This window comes from Streptomyces sp. NPDC041135 (assembly GCF_055592085.1).
Genome location: NZ_JBVIYZ010000009.1, coordinates 257618 through 273912, shown reverse-complemented (window position 1 = coordinate 273912; position 16295 = coordinate 257618). Strand labels below are relative to the sequence as shown.

General features: G+C 73.0%; 15 protein-coding genes. 7 read left to right on the top strand and 8 right to left on the bottom strand.

The features are described from left to right. Window positions 1–83: 83 nt before the first annotated feature. Window positions 84–1253 carry an ATP-grasp domain-containing protein gene (locus ACZ6CZ_RS22665; protein WP_469023973.1) on the bottom strand — a complete coding sequence of 390 codons (1170 nt, stop codon included), beginning with the start codon at window positions 1251–1253 and terminating at the stop codon, window positions 84–86. Window positions 1254–1608: 355 nt separating this feature from the next. Here ACZ6CZ_RS22665 and ACZ6CZ_RS22660 point away from each other — a divergent pair, with 355 nt between their 5' ends. Then, the gene (locus tag ACZ6CZ_RS22660; RefSeq protein ID WP_469023970.1) at window positions 1609–2514 is read left to right on the top strand and encodes a metallophosphoesterase family protein; all 906 of its coding nucleotides are present in this window, start codon (window positions 1609–1611) and stop codon (window positions 2512–2514) included. Beyond that, window positions 2462–3142 carry a 4'-phosphopantetheinyl transferase family protein gene (locus ACZ6CZ_RS22655; protein ID WP_469023968.1) on the top strand — a complete coding sequence of 227 codons (681 nt, stop codon included), beginning with the start codon at window positions 2462–2464 and terminating at the stop codon, window positions 3140–3142. The genes ACZ6CZ_RS22660 and ACZ6CZ_RS22655 overlap by 53 nt, the downstream gene beginning before the upstream one ends. A gap of 17 nt (window positions 3143–3159) precedes the next feature. Here ACZ6CZ_RS22655 and ACZ6CZ_RS22650 read toward each other — a convergent pair whose 3' ends face one another. Further along, window positions 3160–3387 (bottom strand): hypothetical protein, encoded by a 228-nt coding sequence (locus ACZ6CZ_RS22650; RefSeq protein WP_469023966.1) that lies wholly within the window; start codon window positions 3385–3387, stop codon window positions 3160–3162. A gap of 308 nt (window positions 3388–3695) precedes the next feature. Between ACZ6CZ_RS22650 and ACZ6CZ_RS22645 the strand changes: the two genes are divergently transcribed. Then, window positions 3696–4718 carry an alpha/beta fold hydrolase gene (locus ACZ6CZ_RS22645; RefSeq protein ID WP_469023963.1) on the top strand — a complete coding sequence of 341 codons (1023 nt, stop codon included), beginning with the start codon at window positions 3696–3698 and terminating at the stop codon, window positions 4716–4718. A 21-nt stretch (window positions 4719–4739) separates the two neighbouring features. Here ACZ6CZ_RS22645 and ACZ6CZ_RS22640 read toward each other — a convergent pair whose 3' ends face one another. Beyond that, window positions 4740–5288, bottom strand: coding sequence for a toxin-antitoxin system, toxin component (locus ACZ6CZ_RS22640; RefSeq protein WP_469024032.1), 549 nt, complete (start codon window positions 5286–5288; stop codon window positions 4740–4742). Window positions 5289–5320: 32 nt separating this feature from the next. Next, window positions 5321–5977 carry a helix-turn-helix domain-containing protein gene (locus ACZ6CZ_RS22635; protein WP_469023961.1) on the bottom strand — a complete coding sequence of 219 codons (657 nt, stop codon included), beginning with the start codon at window positions 5975–5977 and terminating at the stop codon, window positions 5321–5323. Window positions 5978–6209: 232 nt separating this feature from the next. Here ACZ6CZ_RS22635 and ACZ6CZ_RS22630 point away from each other — a divergent pair, with 232 nt between their 5' ends. After that, window positions 6210–6884, top strand: a complete 675-nt coding sequence (locus ACZ6CZ_RS22630) for an MmyB family transcriptional regulator (protein WP_469023959.1) — start codon at window positions 6210–6212, stop codon at window positions 6882–6884. A gap of 344 nt (window positions 6885–7228) precedes the next feature. Next, window positions 7229–9406, top strand: coding sequence for a discoidin domain-containing protein (locus ACZ6CZ_RS22625; protein WP_469023956.1), 2178 nt, complete (start codon window positions 7229–7231; stop codon window positions 9404–9406). On the opposite strand, the gene ACZ6CZ_RS22620 is transcribed toward ACZ6CZ_RS22625, so the two are convergent. The 4 genes from ACZ6CZ_RS22620 to ACZ6CZ_RS22605 form a co-directional block, all read right to left on the bottom strand. After that, window positions 9375–10880 (bottom strand): amino acid permease, encoded by a 1506-nt coding sequence (locus ACZ6CZ_RS22620; protein WP_469023954.1) that lies wholly within the window; start codon window positions 10878–10880, stop codon window positions 9375–9377. The genes ACZ6CZ_RS22625 and ACZ6CZ_RS22620 overlap by 32 nt on opposite strands. 212 nt (window positions 10881–11092) lie before the next feature. After that, complete coding sequence (locus tag ACZ6CZ_RS22615; RefSeq protein ID WP_469023952.1) at window positions 11093–11254, bottom strand: hypothetical protein; 162 nt, start codon at window positions 11252–11254, stop codon at window positions 11093–11095. Between the two features lie 110 nt (window positions 11255–11364). Beyond that, window positions 11365–11805, bottom strand: coding sequence for a MerR family transcriptional regulator (locus ACZ6CZ_RS22610; protein ID WP_469023949.1), 441 nt, complete (start codon window positions 11803–11805; stop codon window positions 11365–11367). Window positions 11806–11822: 17 nt separating this feature from the next. Beyond that, window positions 11823–12824, bottom strand: a complete 1002-nt coding sequence (locus tag ACZ6CZ_RS22605; protein WP_469023947.1) for an MDR family NADP-dependent oxidoreductase — start codon at window positions 12822–12824, stop codon at window positions 11823–11825. Between the two features lie 381 nt (window positions 12825–13205). Between ACZ6CZ_RS22605 and ACZ6CZ_RS22600 the strand changes: the two genes are divergently transcribed. Next, the gene (locus ACZ6CZ_RS22600; protein ID WP_469023944.1) at window positions 13206–15254 is read left to right on the top strand and encodes a phosphocholine-specific phospholipase C; all 2049 of its coding nucleotides are present in this window, start codon (window positions 13206–13208) and stop codon (window positions 15252–15254) included. Window positions 15255–15320: 66 nt separating this feature from the next. After that, complete coding sequence (locus ACZ6CZ_RS22595; protein ID WP_469023942.1) at window positions 15321–16151, top strand: LURP-one-related family protein; 831 nt, start codon at window positions 15321–15323, stop codon at window positions 16149–16151. Window positions 16152–16295 lie beyond the last annotated feature (144 nt).

The window sequence follows — 16295 nt, the reverse complement described above, 5'->3', positions numbered from 1 at the left end:
GGTATGGACCAATCGCGGTGTCAAGGGCTGCGTCAGGATCGGTCCGCACGAGCGGCCGGGCGGACCGCTCGCGGGGACGGGACTCAGAGCGGCAGCGCCTCCGGCGCGGTCCGTGCCGGGGCCTGCGCCCGGTCCCGCGCCCCGGGTTCGGCCGCCGTGGCCGGCGTGGCCGGCGCGGGCACCGCGGGCAGCAGCGCCCCGGACTCCTGCGACCGCGGGCGGGGCAGCACGACCGGCCGCAGCGGTCGCGGCCCGGACACCACCGTGTAGTCCTGCCCCAGGAACGGCGGCACGATCTCGCCGGGGTCCTCGCCGAGCGCCAGCTGCACCGCCGACCACGGGGCGTTGAGCCCGCACAGGGACAGCTGGTGCAGCCCGCCCGCCGGCCGGGTGTTGACGTCGAGGAGCACCGGCCGGTCGCCCAGCATCCGGAACTGGATGTTGGACAGGTGGTGCAGGCCGAAACCCTCCGCGATCAGCCGGGCCGGGGCCAGCCACTGCTCGTGCAGCGTGAAGCCGCGCCGGCGCCCGTTCTTGGTGCGGCCCACCGCCATCCGCACCCGGTTGTCCGGGCCGGTCAGGCAGTCGACGGACACCTCGGGCCGCCCCAGGCGCGGCATCACCAGCCAGTCCACCGGCTCCCCGGCGCGCCGCAGCGCCTCCACGACCAGGTCGAGCTGGACGTGCGGGCCGGGGAAGCCGCCGAGATGGGCCAGCGAGAAGGGCGCCCGGGTGATCACGCGGAATCCCACGCCGCCCGCACCGGCCGCGGGCTTGAAGCACGCCGTGTGTCCCCGCGCCTCCAACTCCTCGACGGCGGCGGTCAGTTCCTCGGCGGTCCGGACCCGCCACCACGGCGGCACAGGCACCCCGACCGAGCGGACCGCCTCGTACGCCGTGGCCTTGTCCTCGAAGACGGCCACCGCCTGCGGGGTCGGCGCCAGCAGCGCCGTACCGGCCGCCGCGAAGTCGGCGCGGTGCGCCACGATCGCCGCCTGGTGCAGCCGCGGCACGAAGACGTCGATGCCGCGCCGGACACACTGGTCCAGGGCGTACTCGACGTACCCGGCCGGGGACAGGCCCTCCGGCTCCAGCTCGGCGGTGTCGGCGGCCGCCAGCACGGGGGAGTCGGCGTCACCGTGCGTGGCGTGGATCTCCACGGCCCGGTCGCCGGGATTCCTGCGCAGCTGATCCATGAAGAACACGTTCTCCGCGTACGTGCGGTTGAGCCAGACGCGTACGCGAGAGGGCATGCAGGCCGCCTTTCGGGGCATTGCGGGCAGGGCTGGGCGGCCCGTGCCCGGGCATGGAGGAGGGAGGGTCACCGAACCGCCCTGCGTGAAGGGACGTTCGAGGCGGTGGTGGTGGGGCGATCATACGGCTTGGGCGAGGCCGCGGTGCAACGCCCGTGTTACGGATTCACCGCAGCCGTCCGGCCGGTTTGCCGCCGTGACGTGCCCGGCTCCGCCCGGCGCCCGGCACCGGCGTCCGGCCCGCCCGGGGCGGCCGGGCCGGACGCCGGTCGGCACGCTGCCGGAAAGGCCCCTTGTCCGCGCTCCCCGGATGTGTTCTCGTGGTCCTCTCGGCATGATCGGAAAGGGGCACGGGGTGGAGTCGACGGCCGGCGCGGGGCAGCTCCTGGCCATCAGCGACCTGCACATCACCTACGACGAGAACCGCGCCCTGGTCGAGCGGATGCACCCCGGCACCGACGAGGACTGGCTCATCGTGGCCGGTGACATCTGCGAGACCGTCGCCGGCATCCGCTGGACCCTGGAGACCCTCGCCGGCCGCTTCCGCAAGGTCCTGTGGGCCCCCGGCAACCACGACCTGTGGACCCACCCCCACGACCCCGTCACCCTGCGCGGCGTCGAACGCTACGAGCACCTGGTCGGCCTGTGCCGCGACCTCGGCGTGGTCACCCCCGAGGACCCCTACCCGGTCTGGCACGGCGCCGGCGGCCCGGTGGCCGTCGCCCCGCTGTTCCTGCTCTACGACTACTCCTTCCTGCCGCCCGGTTGCGCCACCAAGGAAGAGGGCCTCGCCTACGCCCACGGCACCGGCATCGTCTGCAACGACGAGCACCTGCTGCACCCCGACCCCTACCCGAGCCGCGAGGCCTGGTGCCACGCCCGGGTCGCCGAGACCGCGCGCAGGCTCGCCGAGCTGCCCGGGGACCTGCCGACCGTCCTGGTCAACCACTACCCGCTGGACCGGCACCCGACGGAGATCCTGTGGCACCCGGAGTTCGCCATGTGGTGCGGCACCGGCCTCACCGCCGACTGGCACCGGCGCTTCCGCGTCCACACCATGGTCTACGGTCATCTGCACATCCCCCGGACCACCTGGCACGACGGCGTCCGCTTCGAAGAGGTCTCCGTGGGATACCCGCGCGAGTGGCGCAAGCGTCCGGAACCCCCGGGAAGGCTGCGCCGCATCCTGCCGATGGAGGTCGAAGCCGGTGATCGAGGAGCTGCTCCCGGGGTCGGTCGTGGCCGTGGAGACACACGGTGACGACGCGCTGTGGGACGCCCCGCTCTACCCGGAGGAGGAGGCGCTCATGGTGCGGGCGGTCGCCAAGCGGCGCCGCGAGTTCTCCGCCGTACGCGCCTGCGCCCGGCGGGCCATGGAGAAACTCGGGGTGCCCCCGCAGCCCATCCTGACCGGTGCGAGCGGCGCCCCGCGCTGGCCGGCCGGCCTGGTCGGCAGCATGACCCACAGCGACGGCTACTGCGCCGCCGCCCTGGTCCGCGCCACCGACCTGGCCTCTCTCGGCATCGACGCCGAACCGCACAGCGCGCTGCCCGAGGAGGTCGTCTCCTACGTCTTCCTGCCCGGCGAGTCCGAGCGGCTGGCCCGGCTCACCGCACAGCGGCCCGACGTGCACTGGGAGCGCATCCTGTTCAGCGCCAAGGAGTCCGTGTACAAGGCGTGGTTCCCCCTCACCGGCACCTGGCTGGACTTCGCCGAGGCCGACATCGAACTGTTCACCGACCCCGGCGACCGCCCCCAGGGCGCCCTGCGCGCCCGGCTCCTCGTCCCCGGCCCGCTCGTCGGCGGCCACCGGCTGAGCACCTTCGAGGGCCGGTGGAGCGTGCGGCGCGGCGTGGTGAACACGGCCGTCGTCGTCCCCCATCCCTGACGGCACGGCGTCCGGCGTCAGAGCGGGGGGCACCAGTCGCGCAGCAGCCGGAAGAACTCCTCCTCGTTCCCCGTCAGACCCGCCCGGGCCAGGGCCCGTTCGGCGTCGGCGAGTACGGCGGGCGGCAGGACGACGGGCCGGACGGCGTCCGGCGGCCCGTCGAAGGCGGCCCGCACCGTGTGCAGCAGCCGCAGATAGGCCTGGACGGCGGTGCGCTCACGGTCGGTCAGTACGGCGGTGGGCATCGGTCGGCTCTCTCCCCGGTCGGCGTCACGGACACGCACCCCTGCGGCGCGCGGCCCCGCGAGAAACGCGGCACACGCCCAGCTTGCCGCCCGCCACTGACAACGCCCCCGCCGCGCGCCCCCGGCAGCCCCGTGAACGGGGGAACCGCAGCCGCGTCGATTCGCGTTCCTTACGAGGCGAAACACCACCGAAACCCCCTCGGGAACCCGCCTGCCTAGGCTGGGGGGAAGCGGTCGCCGAACGCGCCGGGCAGGGCGCGCCGGGCCACCGCCCGCACGGACACGCGTACCGGGGGGAGGCGGCAGAGGTGGTCGAGGCACCGCGAGGGCGTCCGGCGCGCCCCGCACGGCTGCGCGCGGTGGGCGGCACCCGGCTCCCGCCGCAGTACCGCGTCGTGCACGGCTACCGGCGTGCCTTCCGCATGGCGGGCCAGGGTCCCGCGCTGGTGCTCGTCCACGGCATCGGCGACTCGTCGCGGACCTGGGCCGAGCTGATCCCCGGTCTCGCCCGCACCCACACCGTCATCGCCCCCGACCTGCTCGGCCACGGCGCCTCCGACAAGCCGCGCGCCGACTACTCGGTCGCCGGGTACGCCAACGGCATCCGGGACCTGCTCACGGCAGTGGGCATCGAGTCGGCGACCCTGGTCGGGCACTCGCTGGGCGCGGGCGTGGCGATGCAGTTCGCCTACCAGTTCCCCGAGCGCACCGAACGGCTCGTGCTGGTCAGCGCGGGCGGTGTGGGCCGCGAGGTCAACCCGGTGCTGCGGCTGGTCTCGCTGCCCGGCGCCGAACTGCTGCTCTCCGCGCTGCGGCTGCCGGGCATGCGCCTGCCGGTCGGGCTCGGGGTACGGCTGATGAAGCTGCTGGACACCGGACTCGGCCGGGACGCCCCCGAACTGCTCACCCTGGTCGACGCGTTGCCCGACGGCACCGCCCGCGACGCCTTCATCCGCACCCTGCGCGCGGTCGTCGACTGGCGCGGCCAGGTGGTGACCATGCTCGACCGGTGCTACCTCACGCAGGGCATGCCGACCCTTTTGGTCTGGGGCGACCGCGACAGCGTGGTCCCCGTCCGGCACGCCCACGGCGCCCACCGGGCCATGCCGGGCAGCCGCCTGGAGATCTTCGAGGGCGCCGGCCACTTCCCCTTCCACAGCGACCCGGCCCACTTCCTGGCCCTGGTCGAGGAGTTCACCGCCGGCACGGCTCCGGCGAGCTTCAGCCGCGACGCGTGGCGCTCCCTGCTGCTGGCCGGCCGTCCGGGCGGCACCCGCGCCCACCCCCGGGACGGCTCCCGGCGTGAGGCGGGCGAACGCAGCGCCACCTGAGGCGCCCGCCCGGCCGCGGGGTCAGCCCTTGGGGCCCGGGTAGCCCAGGGAGGCCTCGATGCGCCCCGCCACGTCGTCCCGCTGCACCGGGGCGCGCAGCGCGGAACCGGCCAGCCAGGTGCGGCACTTGCTGGCCAGCAGCAGGCCGAAGGTCTCGGCGTCGCGTTCCTCGGCCTGGTCGAAGCGGGTGCGGGCGGCGACCCCGCGCACGGCGGCCTCCAGCGCGGCCGGGTCCTGAACGGCGTCGCTGAGCAGGCGGGTGGCGACGCCGGTTCCGACGTCGTCCATGTGGTGGCCGCAGTGGTCGGCCTGCATGTGCCACAGTTCGTGGCCCAGGATGACGAGTTGGTGGTCGGGCGCGGTGCGCTCCTCGACGACCACGAAGTCGCGGTCGGTCATGTCCAGCCACAGTCCGCTGGCGGTGCCGGGCGGGAAGGCGGCCGTACGGAAGTGGACGGGCCGGCCGCGCCGGCGGCTCATCGCCGAACAGAGCGCGGTGTACAGGTCCGGCGGCGAGGCCGGGGCGGGCAGCGACAGCTCGCCGACCAGCCCGGCGCACAGCCGGCGCATGTCCCTGCCGATGCCCACGGTCCTCCCCACGTTCATTCTCCGGGCCGCTTGACGCTCTCCAGGAGCATGTCGAGCCACTCGGCGACCTTGTCCCGGTGCTGGTCGGTGGGCAGCTGGGCGGCGCGCCACGCGATGCCGCGCACGCCGTGGTCCTCCAGCAGCCGCTCCAGCGGGTCCTCGGCGGCCCCGGCCGCCGCCCGTTCCCGGTCGGCCAGCTTCTGCAGCAGTTCCTGCTCGGTGCGTTGCAGGGCGCCCGCCAGCGCCTCCGGGTCCTCCGCCGTGAGGAAGCCCGCGTGCACCCGGAAGAAGCGCTGGAGCGCGTCGCAGTGCTCCATGGTCGGGCGCCGGTCGCCGTTGATGAGGGCGCCCGCCTGCTGCCGGGACATCCCGGCCCCGTCGGCGATCTCCTGCTGGGTGTGGCGGCGGCCGTTCGGTTTCAGCCGGGTGCGGCGCAGCAGGTCGAGGCGTTGCAGGAAGCGGGCCTGGACGTCCGGTTCACCGGCCGGGCGGCCGCTGAGCAGGGCCCGGATCACCGGCTCGGGGACGCCGCAGGCGACGGAGAGCCGGCCGACGCTGAAGACCTCGGGGTGCGGGACGCCGAGCCGGTCGGCGAGTGCGGTGACGCGGGCGACGACGGCCGGCAGCTGGGCGGTCGCCGCGGCGCCCGGATCCTCGTAGCCATCCGTCACCGACAGAACTCCTACGTCTCTCAGGCAATGCGGGCACTCGTCACAAGCGGTTGCCGTGAACTTCCCGGAGAGTAGCGGGTGCCTCGAACTCACATCCAGGTCTCGCCACAACTGTGGCCAATTTCAGCCGTCAACGAGCATGAAATGCCACGATAGTTGACATCGCTGTCGTCGGGGCACCAGGATCACAAGGCCGCGAGAAGGCCGCAGAGGCAAGAGGGGTGACCTCCCGATGGCACATCAGGCAGGAGGGCAGCGGCCGGCGCCGCGACCCGTCCCCGAGGGCCGTGCGGCCCAGGCGTACCTCCAGGACTACGCCACGCTGCTGGAGGCTGTGCCCTTCCCGTCCCTGGTCGTCGACCACCGGTGGGACGTCGTGCTGGCCAACAGCGCGTTCGAGACACTTTTCCGGGGGATCGGGCCGCACCCGACGGCCATGCCGGGCGACAACTTCCTGCGCTTCGTCCTGTTCCATCCGGACGCCGCCTCGGTCCTCGGCGACCACGAGGCGGGCTGGTGCCTGCCGATGCTGGCCCACTTCAAGTCCGCCCTGGAGCGGTACGGCCACGACCACGAACTCCAGGCCATCCGCCGGGAGATAGCCCAGGACGCCCTCATGGAGGCCGCCTACCGGCAGGGTCTGCCGCACTGGATCCGCGCGGTCGGCGAGGCCGCCACGGAACTCGACGGCGCCGTCCGGCTGCTGCGCCACCCCGACCCGCGCCGCGCCGGCACCACCGAGTGCCGCATCGTCGGCGACACCCCCAAGACCCTCCAGGATCTCGGTCACACCCGCCTGACCATGGTCCTGCGCGATGCCCGCCGGCCCGCGGCGCCCGCGCGCCGCCCGCGGCGCGGCCGCGGCGGCGGCACGCACCTGAGCGTCGTGCCCACCCCGCAGGACTGACCCGGCACCGTCGGCGTTCAGGTCGCCGACGGCGCCGGGCCGGACCTCCCGCGCGGCCCGGCCGGGCATCCCTCCCGCCGGGCCGCGCGCCACCCGTATCCCTACGTCCCGCGCAAGCCGCTTGCATCGGCTTGCGCTTACTTGCGTTGCCCATGCGTACAGAACAGTCAGAGCGGACTCGGGTGGGCCGTGACAGGGCGAAGCAGTCACGGAAGACCGACGAGCTGTCAAATAATTACGGATTCCGCGCGACATCTAGCGTTCCGATGTCGGCAGTGCTTGAGTGTGCGGCGCACGCACCGCGCCCCGCACCCCCACACCCCGCACCGCGGAGGGATACGTACATGCACACCAGCACCCCCAGGTATGTCAGGCACATGCCATCCATCGGGGCGGTCGTCGCCCTGGCCGCCGGCATGCTCGTCGCCGTGGCCCCGAGCGCGCAGGCGGCCGTGGGCGCCACGCTCCCGTTCACCTCCGTCGAGGCGGAGTCGGCGACCACCACCGGCAGCAGGATCGGCCCCGACTACACGCAGGGCACCCTCGCCTCGGAGGCGTCGGGGCGGCAGGCCGTCCGCCTCACCTCGGGACAGCGCGTGGAGTTCACCGTGCCCCGCGCGTCCAACGCCGTGAACGTCGCCTACAGCGTCCCGGACGGCCAGTCCGGCTCGCTGAACGTCTACGTCAACGGGACCAGGCTCGCCAGGACCCTCCCGGTCACCTCCAAGTACTCCTACGTCGACACCGGGTGGATCGCGGGCGCGAAGACGCACCACTTCTTCGACAACGCCCGCCTGCTGCTGGGGCAGAACGTCCAGGCGGGCGACAAGGTGGCCTTCGAGTCGACCGGCACCCAGGTCACCGTGGACGTCGCCGATTTCGAACAGGTGGCGGCCGCCGCGACGCAGCCCACCGGCTCGGTGTCGGTCACCTCCAAGGGCGCCGACCCCAGCGGCCAGGGCGACTCCACCCAGGCGTTCCGCGACGCCATCGCCGCCGCGCAGGGCGGAGTCGTCTGGATCCCGCCGGGCGACTACCGGCTGACCTCCTCCCTGAGCGGCGTGCAGAACGTGACCCTGCGCGGCGCCGGAAGCTGGTACTCGGTGGTGCACGCCTCCCGCTTCATCGACCAGTCCGGCTCCGCCGGAGGCGTCCGCATCCAGGACTTCGCGGTCATCGGCGAGGTCACCGAACGCGTCGACTCCAGCCCCGACAACTTCGTCAACGGCTCCCTCGGCCCGAACTCCGCCGTCTCCGGCATGTGGATCCAGCACGTCAAGGTCGGGCTCTGGCTGACCGGCAACAACGACAACCTGGTGGTGGAGAACAGCCGCATCCTCGACACCACCGCCGACGGCCTCAACCTCAACGGCTCCGCGAGGGGCGTCCGGGTCCGCAACAACTTCCTGCGCAACCAGGGCGACGACTCGCTCGCCATGTGGTCGCTGAACGCGCCCGACACCAACAGCAGCTTCGAGAACAACACGATCTCGCAGCCCAACCTCGCCAACGGCATCGCCATCTACGGCGGCACCGACATCGCGGTCAGGAACAACCTGGTCTCCGACACCAACGCCCTCGGCAGCGGCATCGCCATCTCCAACCAGAAGTTCCTCGACCCCTTCTCCCCGCTGTCCGGCACCATCACGGTCGACGGCAACACCCTCGTGCGCACCGGCGCCGTCAACCCCAACTGGAACCACCCGATGGGGGCCCTGCGCGTCGACTCCTACGACAGCGCCATCAACGCCACCGTCAACATCACCAACACGACGATCACCGACAGCCCGTACAGCGCCTTCGAGTTCGTCTCCGGCGGCGGGCAGGGTTACCCGGTGAGGAACGTCAACGTGACCGGCGCGACCGTGAAGAACACCGGTACGGTCGTCGTCCAGGCCGAGGCGCAGGGCGCCGCCACCTTCCGCGACGTCACGGCGAGCGGCGTCGGCGTGGCCGGTGTCTACAACTGCCCCTACCCGGCGAACTCCGGCTCCTTCGCCGTCACCGACGGCGGCGGCAACTCCGGCTGGAGCAGCACCTGGTCGGACTGCTCCCGCTGGCCGCAGCCGGGCCAGGGCAACCCCGACCCGGACCCGAACCGCAACCTCGCCAAGGGCCGCCCGGCCACCGCCACCGGCTCGCAGGACGTCTACACGCCCGGCAAGGCGGTCGACGGCGACGCGAACAGCTACTGGGAGTCCGCCAACAACGCCTTCCCGCAGTCCCTGACGGTGGACCTCGGCTCGTCGTACGCGGTGCGGCGCGTGGTGCTGAAGCTGCCGCCGTCCTCCGCGTGGGGCGCCCGCACCGAGACGGTCACCGTGCTGGGCAGCACCGACGGCTCGTCCTACTCCACCGTGGTGGGCGCCCAGGGCTACCGCTTCGACCCGGCCACCGGCAACACCGCGACCGTCTCCCTGCCCGGCGGCACCAACCTGCGGCACCTGCGGCTGACGGTGACCGGCAACACCGGCTGGCCGGCGGCGCAGTTCAGCGAAGTGGAGGCGTACCTGACCTCGTGACCCCGTCCGGCACCGGCGCCCCGGCCGCCGCACGCGGGACGGGGCCGGGGCGCCGGGCCGCCAGGACCGCGTACACGACGACCCCGGCGAACAGGAACAGCACGCCCTGGTACACCGCCGCGTACCCGGCACCCGCGACGAGCCACAGCGAGAAGGCGGCGGCGACCGCGGCGACGGCGGTGTCACGGACCAGCCGCGCCCGGTCGACCCGCTCGCGCCGTCCGGACACGAGGTGGAACAGCTGCGCGGCGGCGGCCAGCAGGTACGGCACGGTCGCGGTGAACGTGGTGACGAGGACCAGGGTGTCGAAGACCCTGGCCGAGCCGGCCGTGTAGTTGTAGACGGTGAGCAGCGAGGCGAGGACCACGGTGACCGCGACACCGACCGTCGGCACGCCCCGCCGGCGGCGCGCGAAGGCGGCGGGGAACAGGCCGTCCCGGGCCGCCGCGTACGGGGTCTGGGCGCTCAGCAGCGTCCAGCCGTTGAGGCATCCGGTCATCGACACCAGCGCGGCGAGCGCGACGGCCCAGCCGCCCCACGTGCCGCCGAACATGGCGTTCACGGCGTCCGAGAAGGGGGCCGTGGACGTCACCAGGCGGTCGTGCGCGACCGTGCCGAAGACGGACAGCGTGCCCAGCAGGTAGACCACCGCCGCCCCCGCTGTGCCGATGACGGTGGCCCGTCCGACCGTACGGCGGGGGTTCTTGACCTCGCCCGCGCTGACGGCGGCCGACTCCACGCCGAGGTAGGAGAAGAGCAGGATGGCGGCGGAGGCGGACACCGCGCCGACCGTGCTGCCGCCGCCCGCGTGGAAGGGGCCGAGGTTGTCCGGGTCGAAGAAGAACAGCCCGCCGACCGCGACGAGCAGCAGTGGCGCGAACTTCAGCACGGTGGACACCAGCTGGACGGCGCCGACGTACCGGGTGCCCGCGAAGTTGGCGAGCGCGGGCAGCCACTGGAGGGTGAGCGCGGCCAGGCAGGCGGTCCAGCGGTGGCCGGTGACCGGGATCAGCACGTCGAGGTAGCCGACGGCGGCCACGGCGAGCGCCGCGTTCGACACCCAGGTGGTGATCCAGTACGCCCAGGCGGCGAGGAAGCCCGCGAAGTCCCCGAAGGCCGCGCGGGCGTAGACGTACGGGCCGCCCGTACGCGGGTCGCGCTCGGCGAGCCGGCCGAAGACCAGGGCCAGGGCGACGGCGCCGACGGTCAGCAGCGCGAAGGCGGCCAGGCTGACCGTGCCGTACGGGGCCACGGAGGCCGGGAGCAGGAAGATCCCGCCGCCGATGATGTTGCCCATGACGAGCGCGGTGGCGACGGGGAGCCCGAACCGTCGGGCGTGCCGGCCGCTGCCGCCGTCATCGCCGGTCACCGCGGTGTCCGGGCGGGTGCCGGTGCGCGCCGCGGCGGGGGAGGGAGCCGCGAGGATCTCCTGCGGGGCCGGAGCCGGCTGCGGGACGGTTCCGGGGACGTGCATGGGGTCGTGCGCCTTTCATCGAACCGGTGCCCGGGATCGCCGGGCGGACCCCATGGTCCGGCATGACCCGATGTGCGGCCAAATCGCTCACATTCGTCCCGTATGGCACGTCCGGCACCGAAAAATATGCGCCGGCGACCGCCCGCGGACGCCGCATCCTCCCGCGCGCGCCGCGTCTCCGCGCCAGCGGGCGGGGTGCACGCACCCGGGTCCTACGCCTCGTCGCCGCGCTCGCCCTCTGCCTGCGACGGCTGGCTGCGGGGCACGTCCGGGTGCTGTTCCGCCGTGCGCTCGCTCGGCTCGTCCCGCTCGCCCTCGGCCTGCGAGGGGGTCCTCGCGTACCAGGCGTCGTAGTCGTTGGCTCCGGATCCCATGGCGGGCCTCCTTCGTCGCTCACGTCCATACTCCTCCGCCCCGGGCGGCCCGGCGAGCCGGGAACGGCTGGGTGCCGTCCCGGGGCCCGGGGGAGGCGGCTCGGGAAGCCTCAGGCCCCGGCGCCCCGGCGGACGCCGAGACGCTCATCCGATTCCCGAGCTGGAGCAACGGGTCCGGGGGCGTGCCGCACCTCTCCTGCGGCTGCCGCGAGACCCTGCCTCAGGTGCGTGAGACGTACGATCTCGGCGTCCAAGGCCGCCAGGCGATCGGCCACCACGTCGCTGAACTCGCCGGGACGGCCGGTACAGGAGGCCGACGGCTCATCCTGGACGAGGAGGTCCAGGCGATGGGCGCGGCAGCGGAGGTCCTCCAGGGTGAGGCCCAGGGACAGGAGGCCGCGAATGACGCGGACGCGGGCCACCGCGGCGGAGTCGTACTCCCGTTGACCGGACGAGGTGCGCGGTGGGGGTTGCAGGAGGCCGCGGGCCTCGTACAGGCGAAGAGCACGTGGTGTGGTCCCGGCCGCCGCCGCTGCCTCGCCGATCCGCATGCCCGCTCCGCCCTGTCCTACAACTCCACGATGGACGCCCCGAAGGAGCGCCCGGCGATCAGTGCGGGCAACGCCCCCGGGGCGCTGTCCATTCCGCGGACCGGGGTGTACGGGAAACGGATGTCGCCCGCCCGCAGCCAGTCCCCGAAGCGGGTCTCCCACTCCGCTTCGACGTCCGGGTGGTCCGCACCGCTGTAGCCGGCGACCGTGATGCCCCGGGTCAGCAGACGGTAGGTGTCGAGCACGGTCGGCGCGCTCCCGCCCGCCCGGTCCGGAGACAGCTGACCGTCCAACGCGCCCACCAGGGCGAACCGGGCGCCCCGGTTCGCCGCGTGCACGGCGGCCGTCAGCTGTTCGCCACCGACGGTGTCCAGGACGACGTCGACACCCTCCGGTGCCACCTCGGCGAGTTGGCGGCCGACCGGGGCCGCTCCGCGCAGCACGACAGCGTCGTAGCCGAGGTCCCGCACCAGGCGCTGAGCCTTGTCCGGTGAGCCGGTGCTCCCGACCACCCGGGCAGCGCCCAGCAGCCGGGCGACCTGGCCCGCCATGGTGCCCACGGCACCCGCGGCGCCGGTCACGAACACGGTGTCACCCTCCCGGACCTCGGCCGACCGGGTCAGCGCGCCGTACGCCGCGGAGCCCTGGGCGAGATGGGCCACCGGGTCGGGAAGGACGCCGTCCAGCAGCCGGCACTCGGCAGCGGCGGGCGTCGCGTACTCCCGCCAGCCCTGGAGGTGCAGCACCAGTTGCCCCTTCTCCAGCGCTCCGTCGACCACCTCGCCGATCGCGGGGCCGAACAGGAGGTCGCCGGGGTTCAGCGGGGGCAGCGGAACATCGCGGGTTTCGCCCCCGATGAGGGTGCGCAAGCCCGGGAACACGAGGAAATGGGTGTTGCGCACGAGTACGTGGCCTGCCTCGGGCAGCGGGACGGGTGCCTGTACCAGGGCGAAGTCGTCCGGGGCCGGCAACCCGTCAGGGCGGCGGACCAGGCGTACGAGACGATGAGTCGCGGTCATGACCGGACGCTAGACCTTAACCCATGGGTCAGAGGCAAGGCCCGACACCCACACCTTCACCGGCCCGAGCAGCCGTACCTCGGACACCGATCCCCGGGCGGTGCCGGCGAGGCCGCGCGAGGGACGCGCCGAGGGCGAAGGCCACCGAGCGCGGCCACTGCTCCACCTCCGGCGCCGGGCGCTGGAGGGACCACCGCAGCCAGTGACCCCGCACGGGTCGCACCACCGTCCGGCGCTACGGGGCACGTCCCGTACCGCCGGGTTTCACGCCGCCGCCACCGCACCCTTCCCTGACGTTTGCTGCTCTTGGAACACTCGCAGCGCGCATGTCCCGTCACGCTCCCGGCCGTTCGGCCCGTCAGGACGAGAGGTCCCCCACCCATGCCCGAAGTCAACCGGCGCCGATTCCTCCAGGTCGCGGGTGCCACCACGGCGTTCAGCGCCCTGTCGTCCGGCATCCAGCGCGCCGCCGCGCTGCCCGCGAACCACCGGACCGCCTCCATCGAGGACGTGGAGCACGTCGTCGTCCTGATGCAGGAGAACCGTTCCTTCGACCACTACTTCGGTTCTCTCAGAGGGGTCCGGGGCTTCGGTGACCCCCGTCCGGTGACGCAGAACGGCAGGTCCGTCTGGCACCAGTCCGACGGCACCAAGGACGTCCTGCCCTTCCACCCGGACGCCGACGACCTGGGCCTGGCGTTCATCCAGGACCTCCCGCACGGCTGGAACGACGGACACGCCGCCTTCGCCGACGGCAGGTACGACACGTGGGTGCCCGCCAAGTCCGCGACCACGATGGCGTATCTGACCCGTGACGACATCCCGTTCCACTACGCGCTCGCCGACTCCTTCACCGTCTGCGACGCCTACCACTGCTCCTTCATCGGCTCCACCGACCCCAACCGCTACTACATGTGGACGGGGTACACCGGCAACGACGGCAAGGGCGGCGGTCCGGTCCTCGGCAACGACGAGGCGGGCTACTCCTGGACGACCTACCCCGAGCGCCTGGAGCGGGCCGGCGTCTCCTGGAAGATCTACCAGGACGTCGGCGACGGCCTCGACGCGAACGGCTCCTGGGGCTGGATCCCGGACGCCTACCGCGGCAACTACGGCGACAACTCCCTGCTCTACTTCGACCAGTACCGCAACGCGATGCCCGGCGACCCGCTCTACGACAAGGCCCGCACCGGCACCGACGCCCGCAAGGGCGAGGGCTTCTTCGACCGGCTGCGGGCGGACGTGAAGGGCGGCACGCTGCCGCAGGTCTCCTGGATCGTCGCCCCCGAGGCCTTCACCGAGCATCCCAACTGGCCCGCGAACTACGGCGCCTGGTACATCTCCCAGGTCCTCGACGCCCTCACCGCAGACCCGGAGGTGTGGGCGCGGACGGCGCTGTTCCTCACCTACGACGAGAACGACGGCTTCTTCGACCACCTGATCCCGCCGTTCCCGCCGTCCTCCGCCGCGCGGGGCAGGTCGACGGTGGACGTCGGCCCCGACCTGTTCCCCGGGGACGCCGGCCACGGCGCGGGCCCCTACGGGCTCGGCCAGCGGGTGCCGATGCTGGTCGTCTCGCCGTGGAGCAAGGGCGGGTTTGTCTGCTCCGAGACGTTCGACCACACCTCCATCATCCGGTTCCTGGAGCGCCGGTTCGGCGTGCACGAGCCGAACATCTCGCCCTGGCGGCGAGCCGTCTGCGGCGACCTGACCGCGGCCTTCGACTTCTCCCGCAAGGACACCCGCCCGGTCGCCCTGCCGGCCACCGACGGCTACCGGCCGCCGGACCGCGTCCGCCACCCCGACTACGTGCCCGTCCCGCCCTCCCACCCCGCGCTGCCCCGGCAGGAGCGCGGCTCCCGTCCCACCCGCCCGCTCGGTTACGCCCCGGTGGTGGACGGCTCGGCGGACGCGGCGGCCGGGACGTTCACGCTCACCTTCGCCTCCGGCCCCCGGTCGGGCGCCGCCTTCCTCGTCACCTCCGGCAACCGCGGCGACGGCCCCTGGACCTACACCACCGAGGCGGGCAAGAGCGTCGCCGACACCTGGAACTCCGCCTACTCCGGCGGCTCGCACGACCTGGCCGTGCACGGGCCCAACGGCTTCCTGCGCGTCTTCCGGGGCCGGGGCGGGGCGGTGGGGCCCGAGGTGACCGCCCGTCACGTCGGCGACGACGTCCGGCTCACCTTCACCAACCGGGGCTCCGGCACCGCGCGGCTGAAGGTCGCCGACGGGTACGGCGGCGGCCCGGTCACCGTCACCGTGCGGCCCGGGGCCACCGTGCGGCGCACTGTCGGCCTCGCCGCGAGCCACCGCTGGTACGACCTCACGGTCACCTGGGACGCCGACCCGGCCTACCTGCGCCGGTTCGCCGGGCACGTGGAGAACGGGCTGCCCGGCGTCAGCGACCCGGCCCTGATCACGGAGTGAGACAGCGGTGAACAGCGCGCCGTACGGACTGGTCAGGTACGGGTCAGAACAGGGTAGTGTGCCCCGGTGACCACACCAACAAACACCCCTGCAGGCTGGTACGCCGATCCGCACGGCGCGCCCCAGACCCTCCGGTACTGGGACGGCGCGCAGTGGACCGACCAGACCAACCCGGCGCAGCAGGGCGCCGGACAGCCCGCGCCGCAGGCCGCCTTCCCGCAGCAGCAGACCGGCGACGCCAAGGTGCAGCGCCAGGTGCAGCAGCAGGCCGGGGTCGCGGCCGGCGGCCCCGGTGGCGGCACCCTGTTCACCGAGCCGGTGCTGGTGGTGAACCAGAAGGCCAAGCTGATCGAGCTGACCAACGAGTACAAGGTCATGGATCAGGGGGGCCGCGAACTCGGTTCCGTGGTGGAGGTCGGGCAGAACGCGCTGAAGAAGATTCTGCGCTTCATCTCCAGCATCGACCAGTTCATGACCCACCGGCTGGAGATCCGGGACGCGGCCGGGCAGCCGCAGCTGGTGCTGACGCGGCCCGCGAAGATCTTCAAGTCACGGGTGGTCGTGACCCGCCCTGACGGGTCCGCGGTGGGCGAGATCGTCCAGAAGAACATGATCGGCAAGATCAACTTCGCGATGAACGTGGACGGCCGGCAGGTCGGCGCGATCAAGGCGGAGAACTGGCGGGCCTGGAACTTCGCCATCGTCGACCACACGGACAACGAGGTCGCCCGGATCACCAAGACCTGGGAAGGCCTCGCCAAGACGCTGTTCACGACCGCGGACAACTACGTCCTGCAGATCCACTACCAGCTGCCCGAGCCGCTGCTGAGCCTCGTGGTGGCGGCGGCGCTGACCGTCGACACCGCGCTCAAGCAGGACTCGCGCGGCCTGGGCTAGACAGACCCCGGACGGTCGTTCACTCCGTCCGGCAGGGCAACGGCGGCGGGAGAAGGGGGGTTTATGGAGAACGAAAGAGCACCCGTCTGCACCCCCACCCCTCCCTTCGTCATCGGGGGGGCCGGCGTCTGCTTCCGACAAAGA